At 55.9% G+C, this 11,866-nt stretch carries 15 protein-coding genes; 12 read left to right on the forward strand and 3 right to left on the reverse strand.

The features are described 5' to 3' along the window. Window positions 1–498 (reverse strand): PAS domain-containing protein (locus WCC56_RS09705; RefSeq protein WP_424692167.1); only part of this gene is annotated, 498 nt, incomplete at its 3' end. A 414-nt stretch (window positions 499–912) separates the two neighbouring features. Between WCC56_RS09705 and WCC56_RS09710 the strand changes: the two genes are divergently transcribed. Next, window positions 913–1,551, forward strand: coding sequence for an NAD(P)H-dependent oxidoreductase (locus tag WCC56_RS09710; RefSeq protein WP_424692168.1), 639 nt, complete (start codon window positions 913–915; stop codon window positions 1,549–1,551). A 121-nt stretch (window positions 1,552–1,672) separates the two neighbouring features. On the opposite strand, the gene WCC56_RS09715 is transcribed toward WCC56_RS09710, so the two are convergent. Together WCC56_RS09715 and WCC56_RS09720 are read right to left on the reverse strand one after the other, a co-directional pair. Next, window positions 1,673–1,894, reverse strand: a complete 222-nt coding sequence (locus WCC56_RS09715; protein WP_424692169.1) for a hypothetical protein — start codon at window positions 1,892–1,894, stop codon at window positions 1,673–1,675. 117 nt (window positions 1,895–2,011) lie between these two features. Beyond that, window positions 2,012–2,785 carry a type IV toxin-antitoxin system AbiEi family antitoxin domain-containing protein gene (locus WCC56_RS09720; protein WP_424692170.1) on the reverse strand — a complete coding sequence of 258 codons (774 nt, stop codon included), beginning with the start codon at window positions 2,783–2,785 and terminating at the stop codon, window positions 2,012–2,014. Window positions 2,786–3,119: 334 nt separating this feature from the next. Between WCC56_RS09720 and phnF the strand changes: the two genes are divergently transcribed. The 11 genes from phnF to phnC all read left to right on the forward strand — a co-directional run bounded on the left by phnF (window position 3,120) and on the right by phnC (window position 11,864). Next, the gene (gene phnF, locus WCC56_RS09725; RefSeq protein WP_424692171.1) at window positions 3,120–3,836 is read left to right on the forward strand and encodes a phosphonate metabolism transcriptional regulator PhnF; all 717 of its coding nucleotides are present in this window, start codon (window positions 3,120–3,122) and stop codon (window positions 3,834–3,836) included. Next, window positions 3,837–4,283 carry a phosphonate C-P lyase system protein PhnG gene (gene phnG, locus WCC56_RS09730; RefSeq protein WP_424692172.1) on the forward strand — a complete coding sequence of 149 codons (447 nt, stop codon included), beginning with the start codon at window positions 3,837–3,839 and terminating at the stop codon, window positions 4,281–4,283. It begins immediately after the preceding gene. Next, window positions 4,283–4,858, forward strand: a complete 576-nt coding sequence (gene phnH, locus WCC56_RS09735) for a phosphonate C-P lyase system protein PhnH (RefSeq protein WP_424692173.1) — start codon at window positions 4,283–4,285, stop codon at window positions 4,856–4,858. Before phnG ends, phnH begins: the two co-directional genes overlap by 1 nt. Then, window positions 4,858–5,931 carry a carbon-phosphorus lyase complex subunit PhnI gene (locus WCC56_RS09740; RefSeq protein ID WP_424692174.1) on the forward strand — a complete coding sequence of 358 codons (1,074 nt, stop codon included), beginning with the start codon at window positions 4,858–4,860 and terminating at the stop codon, window positions 5,929–5,931. The genes phnH and WCC56_RS09740 overlap by 1 nt, the downstream gene beginning before the upstream one ends. Then, window positions 5,924–6,769, forward strand: a complete 846-nt coding sequence (locus WCC56_RS09745) for an alpha-D-ribose 1-methylphosphonate 5-phosphate C-P-lyase PhnJ (RefSeq protein ID WP_424692175.1) — start codon at window positions 5,924–5,926, stop codon at window positions 6,767–6,769. The genes WCC56_RS09740 and WCC56_RS09745 overlap by 8 nt, the downstream gene beginning before the upstream one ends. Further along, on the forward strand, window positions 6,766–7,527 hold the full coding sequence (phnK, locus tag WCC56_RS09750; protein WP_424692176.1) for a phosphonate C-P lyase system protein PhnK: 762 nt from the start codon (window positions 6,766–6,768) through the stop codon (window positions 7,525–7,527). Before WCC56_RS09745 ends, phnK begins: the two co-directional genes overlap by 4 nt. Window positions 7,528–7,541: 14 nt before the next feature. Next, a complete protein-coding gene (gene phnL, locus WCC56_RS09755; RefSeq protein WP_424692177.1) occupies window positions 7,542–8,243 on the forward strand; it encodes a phosphonate C-P lyase system protein PhnL in 702 nt (233 codons plus the stop codon). Then, entirely contained in the window at window positions 8,240–9,376 is a 1,137-nt protein-coding gene (gene phnM, locus WCC56_RS09760; RefSeq protein WP_424692178.1) for an alpha-D-ribose 1-methylphosphonate 5-triphosphate diphosphatase, read from the forward strand. Before phnL ends, phnM begins: the two co-directional genes overlap by 4 nt. After that, entirely contained in the window at window positions 9,376–9,939 is a 564-nt protein-coding gene (phnN, locus tag WCC56_RS09765) for a ribose 1,5-bisphosphokinase (RefSeq protein WP_424692179.1), read from the forward strand. Before phnM ends, phnN begins: the two co-directional genes overlap by 1 nt. A gap of 116 nt (window positions 9,940–10,055) precedes the next feature. After that, window positions 10,056–10,805, forward strand: coding sequence for a phosphonate metabolism protein PhnP (gene phnP / locus WCC56_RS09770; RefSeq protein WP_424692180.1), 750 nt, complete (start codon window positions 10,056–10,058; stop codon window positions 10,803–10,805). A 225-nt stretch (window positions 10,806–11,030) separates the two neighbouring features. Continuing rightward, window positions 11,031–11,864 (forward strand): phosphonate ABC transporter ATP-binding protein, encoded by an 834-nt coding sequence (gene phnC, locus WCC56_RS09775; RefSeq protein WP_424692181.1) that lies wholly within the window; start codon window positions 11,031–11,033, stop codon window positions 11,862–11,864. The last annotated feature ends 2 nt before the right edge of the window (window positions 11,865–11,866 follow it).

Raw genomic sequence — 11,866 nt, forward strand, 5'->3', positions numbered from 1 at the left:
GCCTGTCATCTCATCGGCTGACCAGCCTGTCATTTTGCTGTAAGAGGGCGAGATCGACACGTACCTGCCGTCCGAGTCGCAATGGGCGATCAGGTCAGTGCTGTTTTCAATCAAAAGACGGTACTCAGCTGCCTTGCGCAGTGCGTCTTCAAGGGCTTTGCGTTGCGCGGTGATATCCAGAATGAAGCCGTTGTACTGAAGGTGAGAAGCATCAGGTTGGCAATCCGGCAGGCCTGAAACAATCACGCGCCGGGTGATCCCGTCCAGACACTGGATCGGCACTTCAAGATGAAAGGGGGTCACACATTCCAATGCCGCAGTCAGTTGCAGCGCAATTTTCGCATCATCATCTGCCTGTGCGAGCCTGAGCCATGCACTTAGCGTAACGCCTTGCAGTGTGGGCAACAGGCCTGCAGGGCTTTCCTGACTGGCGATGAAGATGCCCTGGGCATCCATGGACCAAACGGCGGAAAGGGTAGGTTTGATCACAGTAGTCATGGTGGTCGATCCGTTGTTTGCTTACGCTACAGCCTGTTGAGCAGCCGTTTTTACGATGCTATTTTACGCGCAAAAATGAGCAGGAGAGTCTCTTTGACCCGTTCAGGGTCAGAAGGAGTGTTCTGTATTTATCGGTCGATTGGGCTGCGATCTTTAATGAAACCTGCCGTATCCCACTGAGTTGAACCCGCTAAGCTTTCACGGTATTGAATTTGTCTGGTGCCAGTGTGGATAGCCGCTGGAGAAGATCCGTTCCTCGCCTGGTAATGAGATTAGCAGATTTGTACAGTGGGCCTTATGCCTCGTTTTGCTCTACTGCTTCACGTCAAATTGTCGTTAGTATGTGGGTGATGCAAACACCGATCACCGGCACTGAAAACTAATCAATCACTTATATCGCGATGGATGAGATTAATGACCAAAATCACCGAGCTCCTGAACTGGCGTTACGCTACTAAAAAATACGATCCTTCGAAGAAAATTTCGGCCGATACCCTGGAACATATCCTGGAAGCTGTGCGGCTCACGGCCACATCAAGCGGCCTGCAGCCATTTGAATTACTGGTGGTGACTAACGAGGAAGTTCGGGAAAAAATCAAAGCGGTGAGCTGGAACCAGGCTCAGGTTACGGACTGCTCCCATCTGTTGGTGTTCGCTGCCTGGGACGACATCACGGCGGATCGCGTCAATATGATGTTTGATCTGACCAATGAAGTTCGCAGCATGACCAATGAAGGTTGGGAAAATTACCGTCAGATGCTGTTGGGCATCGTTGCCGAACGGGGTCAGGAAGCCAATTACCAGGCCGCTGCTCGCCAGGCTTATATTGCTCTGGGTTCCGCTTTGATCGCTGCAGCAGAACAGCAAGTGGATGCCACGCCAATGGAAGGGTTCGATCCGGCAGCGGTTGATGAGATTCTGGGGCTGTCGGCCAAAAATTTACGCAGTGTGATCATCCTGCCTTTGGGCTACCGTGCAGAAGAAGGTGACTGGCTGGTGAATCTGAAGAAAGTACGCCGTTCTCGCGAGAATTTTATTACCGAGATTAACTAGGTCTGAGTTCGCTCTTTGCTTATTGACCTATTTTCTAAATGAGGCTCCTTAGGGAGCCTTTTTGTTGCTCTATCCACTCAGGTTTACACTGCATAGTGACGGTCTTCCATCTGGCTGCAAGTCAAAATTTGGCTAAATGGGTTTTATCACCCAAAACTTGCTGGAGAAGTTTGTAAGCTTCTGCATGTTTCACCTCATTCATGTTGGCCAGGTTTTTAAGTTTCCAGCGCACGGCTGGTAACCGTTCAATGCCGTCCAGTCCGAGCAGTAGCCAGTCCGGGGTGCGGTTTTTAAACGACAACAGGAAATCACGTTCAGATCGAGTAAGAGCCTTATTAACCATTTCAACCAGTTCCTCACGGACATTTAAAGCGAAACAGTCCTGTCTGGCGATGAAAGGAATCAGTTGCAGCAGTAACTGGACTTGCCTGTAGTAAGTGCTCTCTCTGTCCATTTTGATTCACATCTCCCGAGGTACAGTGATCTGCCACGCTTTATCCAGGCTCCCACCTTTTGCAATTTCTCGCTTTCCTGTGCCAAGCTCATACTGGTCTGGATTCAGATAATTAAGCCAGGCGTGCCGGTATCGATTAGCCAGCCAGAAAAACAGACGTTTCACCTTGATACTGCAACTTGATTTCAACAGCGCATCCAACTTACGGGGGGATAATGTTGCCAGTCCCTGCATAAGCTGATCAGCATGTTCGAAACTGATGTTATCAGGCACATTTGCCAGAAGTTCAAGAACAGCCTTTTCTGGCCCTGAATAGACTAAGGTAGGCAGCGACTCACGCCAGTGATCTTCTCGCAAAAACGTAGAATTATTCATCACTGATGCAGGCCACAGGCGCTGCACGCCATGCCATTCAACAGTGGCATCGATTTCAATTTTGTACAGCCAGGCAGGTAGTGGGGAAGCGGAGAACAGGTGGATCAGCGGCGTTTTACCTCTGGCCTGATAATGTGAGAGTCCTTCAAGATCCAGTGCTGATAATCCACCTACATGGACTGGTTCGCTGCTCATTCGTTGAAGCGAGGTCACGATCCCTTTCCAGTGCAGCGGCTTCTCTTCGCGTGCATAAACACCCGGCGTGAGTGCCAGCAATGTCCGACTCTTGACCGCGTTATCGATGAAATGCAGATTGAGACCCTGAGCGAGCAGCCAGGGTTTTGTCGCCACCATGCCGATGGGGAGCAGATTTTTAAGCTGATGTCGTGCGTTGAGATTGAGCATAGCGCCACACCTGGTTTGAAAAGAATGAAATTCACGTTAATTATTGCCGTAGATAATCATTTTTTCAAACTGATGTCGCTTTTTAGTTTAAATAAATACTCATTTACGGCAATAAACGCCGTAAAAATAAATATTAGTAAACCAACAGCCTCAACCACAGCCTGCGTAGCAAACCCAAAACCCCCAACCCCCTAAAACCAAATTCATCGTCCGTACATTAAGCCTTAACCCCGCTGTCACATTCCGCACGCAACATACCTGCATTGAAAAAGTCAGGTCGCCGGAGTTTTCCTTCTTGCGACACCGCCTCCTCCCTGTGATTGAGGATTTTTCCATGCTGAACCTGTCCAGACATCCGACCACTGTATATCAGGCTATTGCTGCCCAACTCGAAACGGAACTCAGCAGCACCTACCGCTGCGGGGAATACCTTCCTTCCGAAAAACAGCTGGCGGAGCGCTATGCCGTTAATCGCCACACACTGCGCCGTGCGGTGGATGAGCTGGTCAATAAAGGCCTGGTTCAACGGCGGCAGGGCGTGGGCATCCTGGTGCTGATGCGTCCTTATAACTATCCGCTGCATTCGCAGGCTCGCTTCAGCCAGAACCTGCTGGAGCAGGGCAGTCACCCAACCAGCGAACGTCTGCTGGCGGTGCTTCGTCCCTGTAATGCCGAAATCGCCGCCGCGCTTGGCCTGGTCGAGGGCGATACGATTATCCATCTGCGCACGCTGCGTCGGGTGAATGGCGTGCCGGTTTGCGTGATTAACCACTCTCTGCCAGACCTGCGCTGGTGGCCGACGCTGCAACAGTTCAACAGTGGTTCGCTGCATGACTTTATGCAGCAAAACCTGTCGCTGGCGTTGTCCCGCAAGCAGACCCGAATTACCGCGCGTCGCGCTCAGGCCAAAGAGAGCAAGCTGCTGGAAGTTGCGCTGCACTCTCCTTTGCTGTGCGTCCGCACCCTTAACACCACGGGCGAAAATCAGCTGGCGGAATACTCCGTCAGCCTGACGCGCGCGGACATGATTGAACTGACGCTGGAGCATTAAATGGACCCGATCAAGGCAAGACAGCGCTGGCTCTCGGTGCTGGCTCACTGCCAGCCCGCGCAACTGCTGGCTCACTGGCAGCCGCTGAACCTTCATCCGCAGTATGAACTGCTGCGTGTTCCGGAAACCGGTCTTACCCGCCTGCAAGCCAGAATGGGCGGCACCGGTCGCCGTTTTATTCTTGGGGATACCACCGTAACCCGCGCCGTGGTCCGTCTTGATGACGGCATTTGTGGTTACAGCTACGTGATCAGCCGTAATAAAGACCATGCCGAACGCTGCGCCCTGATGGATGCCTTGCTGCAACAAAGCAGCAGCGCAGAGCTGATCCAGACTCAAATCATCGCGCCTCTGGCTGCCGCCCGCCAGGAGCAACTGACTCAGCGTGCCCGCGAAATCGCCAGCAGCCGTGTCGACTTCTTCACCCTTGTCCGGGGAGATAATTAATGACTTTACTTGCCAGCTTTACCCATCCGGTTGCCGATTCTCAGCGGGCTTTTCGCCGCATCCTGAAAGCGATGAGCGAACCCGGCGTGATGGTCTCTTTGCCGCAGCTGCCCGCCTGGGGGCGCGTCTCTTCTGCCGCCACGGCCGTGCTGATGACGCTGGTTGACCGTGAAACGCCACTCTACCTGGACAGCACCCTGAACGACGAAGCGTTGCTGACCAATCTGCGCTTCCATACTGGTGCGCCAGTGACAGAACAGACTGATGCGCCTTTTGCTCTGCTGCATGCCAAATCCGCTACCGCAATCGGGCAGTTCTCAGCGGGTGATAACGTCTCCCCTGAAAAAAGCACCACGGTGATTATTGAAGTGCCGAGCCTGAACGGTGGACTGACGCTGCGCCTTAGCGGACCGGGCCTGTTGGAATCCCGCGCGATTGCCCCTCAGTTGCCGGAAAGCGTGCTGGAATACCTGCGCGAGCGCCCGCATAGCTTCCCGCAGGGGATTGACCTGATCTTCACCTGTGGGGAAAACATGATGGCGCTGCCACGCACCACAGACGTGAGGGTTTGCTGATGTACGTTGCCGTTAAAGGGGGCGAGAAGGCGATCGAAGCCGCCCACCAGCTGCAGGAAAACCTGCGCCGTGGCGAAGGGAAAGACGAACTTCACTGCCAGCAGATCGATCAGCAGTTAGGTCTGGCGGTAGATCGCGTGATGACCGAAGGCGGCATCCACGACCGTGAACTGGCAGCGCTGGCGATTAAGCAGGCCAGCGGGGATTTGGTGGAAGCTATCTTCCTGCTGCGCGCCTATCGCACCACCTTGCCACGCCTTGCAGACAGCCTGCCGCTGGCCACCGAAAAGATGCGTCTGGAACGCCGCATCTCAGCTGTTTACAAGGATTTGCCCGGTGGTCAGGTACTGGGCCCGACGTATGACTATACCCATCGTCTGCTCGACTTTACCTTGCTGGCTGAAGGCAAAGCGCCACAAGCGCCGCGTGCGGAACAGCCTTTAGAAGAGAATTGCGCTCATACCTTCGATCTGATGACGCGCGAAGGTCTGGCACTGCGTGAAGAAGATGACGGCAGCGAGCCGGTGGATATCACGCGCGACCCGCCGTCTTATCCTTCTCCGCGTTCCGCGCGTCTGCAACAGTTGGTGCGCGGTGATGAAGGTTTCCTGCTATCGCTGGGTTACTCCACGCAGCGCGGCTACGGGCGTAATCACCCGTTTGCTGCGGAAATTCGCACCGGCTTTCTCACGGTTGAGATCGAGCCAGAAGAGCTGGGCTTCCCGCTGGAGATCGGCGAAATTTTGCTGACGGAATGCGAGATGGTTAACGGCTTCACTACCCCAACCGACAAGGCACCGCATCTGACTCGCGGCTATGGGCTGGTGTTTGGTCGCTCCGAACGCAAAGCGATGGCGATGGCGCTGGTGGACCGTGCGTTGCAAACCACCGAATACGGCGAGCGGGTTACCAGCCCGGCGCAGGACGAGGAGTTTGTGCTGTCCCACGCGGATAACGTGGAGGCGGCTGGCTTCGTCTCGCACCTGAAGCTTCCTCACTATGTTGATTTCCAGGCCGAGCTTGAGCTGCTCAACCGCCTGCGTGCCGAATACCAGGAGAAGCACCGTGACTGAACTGAGCGGTTATAACCCCGGTTACCTTGATGAGCAGAGCAAACGCACTATTCGTCGGGCGATCCTTAAAGCGGTGGCCATTCCTGGCTATCAGGTGCCGTTCGGCGGCCGGGAAATGCCGATGCCTTATGGCTGGGGCACCGGCGGCATCCAGCTGACCGCCAGCATCATTGGCGTACACGATGTGCTGAAGGTGATTGACCAGGGCGCGGATGACACCACTAACGCCGTCTCTATCCGTCGCTTCTTCCAGCGTGTGAGCGGGGCAGCAACAACAGAGCGCACGGTGGATGCCACCTTGATTCAGACGCGTCACCGTATTCCGGAAACGCCGCTGACCGAAGATCAGATCCTGATTTTCCAGGTCCCCATCCCGGAGCCGCTGCGGTTTATCGAGCCGCGTGAAACCGAAACCCGCACCATGCACGCGCTTGAAGAGTACGGGATCATGCAGGTGAAGCTGTATGAAGACCTCGCCCGTTACGGCCATATCGCCACCACTTATGCCTATCCGGTCAAGGTGAACGATCGCTACGTGATGGACCCTTCGCCCATCCCTAAATTCGACAATCCGAAGATGGACATGATGCCTGCGCTGCAACTGTTTGGGGCCGGGCGTGAAAAGCGCATCTACGCCTTGCCGCCTTACACCAAAGTTGAAAGCCTGGACTTTGACGATCACCCGTTCACCGTGCAGAAGTGGGACGAGCCCTGCGCAATTTGCGGCTCGCGACACAGCTATCTGGATGAAGTGGTGCTGGACGACCAGGGAACCCGGCTGTTTGTCTGTTCCGATACCGATTACTGCCATCAGCAACAAGAGGCGCAACAAGCATGATCAGCGAACAACCCCTGCTGGCCGTCAACCGGTTAACCCACCTTTATGCGCCAGGCAAAGGCTTCAAAGATGTGTCGTTTGAGCTGTATCCGGGCGAAGTTCTTGGGATTGTCGGCGAGTCCGGCTCCGGGAAAACCACGCTGCTGAAGGCGATTTCAGCGCGGCTGGCTCCGCAGCAGGGCGAGATTATCTATCTGGGACAGGATCTGTACCAATTGAGTGAAAGCGATCGCCGCCGCCTGCTGCGCACCGAATGGGGCGTAGTGCATCAGTATCCGATGGATGGCTTGCGTCCGCAGGTATCGGCAGGTGGCAACATCGGCGAACGCCTGATGGCTGTCGGCCAGCGGCATTACGGCAACATCCGCGAGACGGCTGGTCAGTGGCTGGAAGATGTCGAAATCCCTCTGTCACGTATCGACGATTTGCCAGGGACGTTCTCCGGCGGGATGCAGCAGCGTTTGCAAATTGCCCGTAACCTGGTCACCCATCCGAAGCTGGTGTTTATGGATGAGCCAACCGGCGGACTGGATGTCTCGGTGCAGGCTCGTTTGCTCGACTTGCTGCGCAGCCTGGTGCGGGACCTGAATCTGGCGGTGGTGATTGTCACCCACGATTTGGGCGTGGCGCGTTTGCTGGCCCATCGCCTGCTGGTGATGAAAGAGGGTGAAGTGGTAGAGAGCGGGCTGACCGATCGGGTGCTGGACGATCCGCATCATCCTTACACGCAACTCTTAGTCTCCTCCGTGTTGGGTTAACTCTGGAATACATCATGACTCTTCAACTTCGCGTCGAAAATTTATCGAAAACCTTCGTGCTGCATAACCAGCACGGCGCAGAGCTGCCGGTATTACAGAACGCCAGCCTGGAAGTGGCCGCCGGAGAATGTGTGGTGCTGCACGGCCATTCGGGCAGCGGCAAGTCCACGCTGTTGCGATCGCTGTACGCCAACTATCTGCCGGACAGCGGCCATATCTGGGTCAGGCATCAACAGGAATGGGTCGATCTGGTCAGCGCTCCGGCGCGGCAGATTCTGGCACTGCGCCGCGACACCCTGGGCTGGGTCAGCCAGTTTCTGCGGGTGATCCCGCGCATCACCACGCTGGATGTGGTGGCGCAGCCGCTGCTGGAACGTGGGCTGGATCGTCAGGAGAGTGAAGAGCGGGCGAAAGCCTTGCTCAGTCGCCTGAATGTGCCTTCACGTTTATGGGAGCTGGCCCCTTCTACCTTCTCCGGCGGTGAACAGCAGCGCGTGAATATCGCTCGTGGTTTTATCGCCGATTATCCGGTGTTGCTGCTGGATGAACCCACAGCCTCGCTGGACAGCACCAACAGCGCGGCGGTAGTCAGCCTGATTGAACAAGCCCGCGATCGCGGTGCTGCCATCGTGGGGATCTTCCACGACAGCGCGGTACGCGACCGCATTGCCAACCGTCTGCATGTTATGAACCCCGTTGCCGAGAGCGCCCAATGATCATCAATAACGTCAAACTGATTCTGGAAAATGAAGTGGTCAGCGGATCGCTGGCCTGTGAAAACGGCGTAATCCAGGCGTTCTCGGATACCTCAAGCCAGATCCCCGGTGCCATTGACGGCGAAGGCGGCTGGCTGATGCCGGGTATGGTCGAGCTGCATACCGATAACCTCGACAAATTCTTTACCCCGCGTCCAAAAGTCGACTGGCCTGCGCACTCGGCAATGAGCAGCCACGATGCGCTGATGGTAGCTAACGGCATTACTACGGTGCTGGATGCGATTGGTGTGGGCGATGTGCGTGACGGCGGGCACCGCTTAGATAATCTGGAAAAGATGATCAACGCCATCCGCTACAGCGAGAAACACGGCCTGAACCGCGCTGAGCACCGATTGCATCTGCGCTGCGAGCTGCCACACGATTCCACGCAGCCGTTGTTCGAGCAGCTGATGTGTACGCCAGAATTGTCGTTGGTGTCGTTAATGGACCATTCGCCGGGTCAGCGTCAGTACACCTCTCTGGAGAAGTACCGCGTTTACTTCCAGGGTAAGTACAACATGAGCGATGCGGAAATGGACGAGTTCGAAGCCAGCCAGCTGCGCTTAGCTGAGCGCTGGTCGAAGCCAAACCGTGAAGGGATTTCAGCCTGGTGTCGCCAGTACAATATTCCGCTGGCCAGCCATGATGACGCCACGCTGGCGCATGTGGAAGAGTCCAAAATGGTGGGCAGTGTGATTGCGGAATTCCCGACCACGGCAGAGGCGGCACGCGCTTCCCGCGAGCAAGGGTTACAGGTATTGATGGGCGCACCGAATATCGTGCGGGGCGGATCGCATTCCGGCAACGTGGCTGCGCATGAGCTGGCAAGCCTGGGAATGCTGGATATTCTCTCATCAGATTACTATCCGGCCAGCCTGCTGGATGCCGCCTTCCGCATCGCTGATGATGAGAAGAATAGCTACACCTTGCCTGCGGCTGTCGCGCTGGTCACCAGCAATCCGGCACGTTCCATTGGTCTGCACGATCGCGGGGTTATCGCTGAAGGGAAGCGGGCGGATCTGGTGCTGGTTAAGCAGCATAAGGAACAGGTTTACGTACGTTCAGTCTGGGCGAAAGGCAAGGCCGTTTACTGATGGCCAGGCTGATCTGGTTGATGGGGGCGTCGGGTTCAGGTAAGGACAGCCTGCTCGATGCGTTACGCGAAACGGCGCCGGAAGGGGTGCTGGTGGCGCACCGTTACATCACCCGAGCGGCCGATGCCGGGGGCGAAAATCATGTTGCCCTCAGCGAGGCTGAGTTTCGCCGTCGTCAGCAAAAAGGGCTGTTTGCCATCGACTGGCAGGCACATCAGCACCATTACGCGCTGGGCATTGAGATCGACTTTTGGTTGTCGCAGGGTCTGGATGTGGTGGTGAACGGCTCAAGGCTGCATCTGCCGGAAGTTGAGCAGCGTTATGGCGCGCAACTGTTGCCGGTCTGTTTGCAGGTGTCGCCGGAAGTGCTGGCACAGCGGCTGCGTCAGCGTGGAAGAGAGAGTGAAGAGCAGATTGCCCAGCGACTGCGCCGGGCCGTTGAAGGTGCGCCAGCATGCTGTGTAATGCTGAATAACAATGGGCCGCTAAACCAGACACTGAGCCATTTCCTGGCGCTGCTGACTGAGCAGGTTAAAACGCCAGAATATCCCTCTTTGCGGTGAAATACGGCAACGGCCGAAGGCTGAATTGCACCCTTCGGCCGTTGGTTGGTGACTTAAATTCGTGGGCTTATTGCTGCCCCGATCATCAGAAGCCCGTTTGAGGGAGTATTTTGATTATGCAGTTTACTTTTTTAGGCACCGGCGATGTGCAGCAGGTTCCGGTCTTTGGCTGCGCGTGCCCGGCCTGTGAACGGGCGCGGCAGCATGCTGAACGGCGGCGCGGGCCAACCAGCGCCTTAATCCACCATGATCGCCAGACCACACTGCTGGACGCGGGGCTCTGCCATCTGGAGCAGCGTTTTGCTCCGGGTGAGCTTAACCGCATTTTCCTTACGCATTTTCATATGGATCATGTGCAGGGGTTATTTGCGCTGCGCTGGGGGCTGGGGCCAAAAATCCCGGTGTACTGCCCGCCGGATGAGCAGGGCTGTGACGACCTGTATCGTCATCCCGGTCTGTTAGCATTTCAGCCTTTTCTGCGGCCTTTCGATCCGCTTCCCTGCGGCACTTTGCTACTGACGCCGCTCCCGCTGATCCACTCCAGGCTCACCTTCGGTTATCTGATTGAACATCAGGGTAAACGGCTGGCGTATCTGACTGACACGGTTGGCCTGCCAGCGGAGACGCTAAGTTGGTTGCAACAGCGCAAGCTGGATCATCTGGTGCTGGACTGTAGCTACGCGCCGGCAGAATCACCGCCTCGCAATCACAACGATATTTCGCTGGCGCTGGCGCTGCATGAGCAGCTGTCGCCGGGCAAAACCTGGCTGACGCATATCAGCCATGAAGTGGACAACTGGCTGGCGGAAAACGTGCTGCCAGCCGGGGTATTTGCGGCTTACGACGGCCAGGTTTTAGAGATTTAACGCTATTTTTTCTTTTCCTGCCTCGCGGGGCAGCCCGTTATCAATGGGGTGGTGGCTACAGCTACCATTCTGATTTTAAAGTCTTTTTTGGTTGCCTTCCTCTCCAGACGAAGCGGCTGTGTCCCGTAGTCATGCTTTCATCATATCCCTGTCATTAAAACGTCACCCCGCTCGCCGTTAATAGGGCGCACAAGGCGTAACGCCTGCCTCACTACGGGAAATATTATGGCACAGGCACTTTTAAAACCGGCTCCCGCTCCTGACGTCACACCTTTGCGGGCAGCACAGAAAAAAGTTCTGGCAGTGAAGGGACTCGGTAAAGCCTATAACGCGCAGAACCGCGTGTTGCACGACATCAATTTCGATCTGCATGCGGGTGAGTTGGTCGCTGTGGTTGGGCGTTCCGGCGCGGGAAAATCCACCTTGCTGCATGTATTGAACGGCACTTTGCCGGCCACCGACGGTGAGATCCTTAATTACCGTGAATCCGGTCAGCAGCAGAACATCGTTGAGCTGAACGCTCGCCAGATGCGCGAGTGGCGTAGCGAGTGTGGGATGATTTTCCAGGACTTCTGCCTGGTTCCCCGTCTTGATGTGCTCACCAATGTCCTGCTTGGCCGCCTGAGCCAGACCTCCACCCTGAAATCCTTTTTCAAAGTGTTCCCTGATGCAGATCGTGCCCGCGCCATTGGCCTGCTTGAGTGGCTGAATATGTTGCCGCAGGCGCTGCAAAGGGCAGAGAACCTGTCAGGGGGACAGATGCAGCGCGTGGCGATTTGCCGGGCGCTGATGCAGAACCCGAAAATTCTGCTGGCCGATGAACCTGTCGCTTCCCTCGACCCGAAAAACACCCGCCGCATTATGGATGTGCTGCGTCAGGTGAGCGACAACGGCATCAGCGTGATGGTCAACCTGCACTCGGTTGAGCTGGTGAAAGAGTACTGCACCCGCGCCATTGGCATTGCCAAAGGGCGCATTGTGTTTGACGGACATCCGTCGCAGTTAACAGAAGACCTTCTCCATACGCTGTATGGCGAAGAGATGACGCAACTTAACTAAGA

It is taken from the genome of Erwinia sp., from assembly GCF_049696395.1.
GTDB lineage: Bacteria > Pseudomonadota > Gammaproteobacteria > Enterobacterales > Enterobacteriaceae > Erwinia.

Excerpts from the sequence above, each read along its gene's own strand:
- WCC56_RS09710 (WP_424692168.1), top strand. The coding sequence starts at position 913 with ATGACCAAAATCACCGAGCTCCTGAACTGGCGTTACGCTACTAAAAAA.
- WCC56_RS09715 (WP_424692169.1), bottom strand. The coding sequence starts at position 1,894 with ATGGTTAATAAGGCTCTTACTCGATCTGAACGTGATTTCCTGTTGTCG.
- WCC56_RS09720 (WP_424692170.1), bottom strand. The coding sequence starts at position 2,785 with ATGCTCAATCTCAACGCACGACATCAGCTTAAAAATCTGCTCCCCATC.
- phnF (WP_424692171.1), top strand. The coding sequence starts at position 3,120 with ATGCTGAACCTGTCCAGACATCCGACCACTGTATATCAGGCTATTGCT.
- phnG (WP_424692172.1), top strand. The coding sequence starts at position 3,837 with ATGGACCCGATCAAGGCAAGACAGCGCTGGCTCTCGGTGCTGGCTCAC.
- phnH (WP_424692173.1), top strand. The coding sequence starts at position 4,283 with ATGACTTTACTTGCCAGCTTTACCCATCCGGTTGCCGATTCTCAGCGG.
- WCC56_RS09740 (WP_424692174.1), top strand. The coding sequence starts at position 4,858 with ATGTACGTTGCCGTTAAAGGGGGCGAGAAGGCGATCGAAGCCGCCCAC.
- phnK (WP_424692176.1), top strand. The coding sequence starts at position 6,766 with ATGATCAGCGAACAACCCCTGCTGGCCGTCAACCGGTTAACCCACCTT.
- phnL (WP_424692177.1), top strand. The coding sequence starts at position 7,542 with ATGACTCTTCAACTTCGCGTCGAAAATTTATCGAAAACCTTCGTGCTG.
- phnM (WP_424692178.1), top strand. The coding sequence starts at position 8,240 with ATGATCATCAATAACGTCAAACTGATTCTGGAAAATGAAGTGGTCAGC.
- phnN (WP_424692179.1), top strand. The coding sequence starts at position 9,376 with ATGGCCAGGCTGATCTGGTTGATGGGGGCGTCGGGTTCAGGTAAGGAC.
- phnP (WP_424692180.1), top strand. The coding sequence starts at position 10,056 with ATGCAGTTTACTTTTTTAGGCACCGGCGATGTGCAGCAGGTTCCGGTC.
- phnC (WP_424692181.1), top strand. The coding sequence starts at position 11,031 with ATGGCACAGGCACTTTTAAAACCGGCTCCCGCTCCTGACGTCACACCT.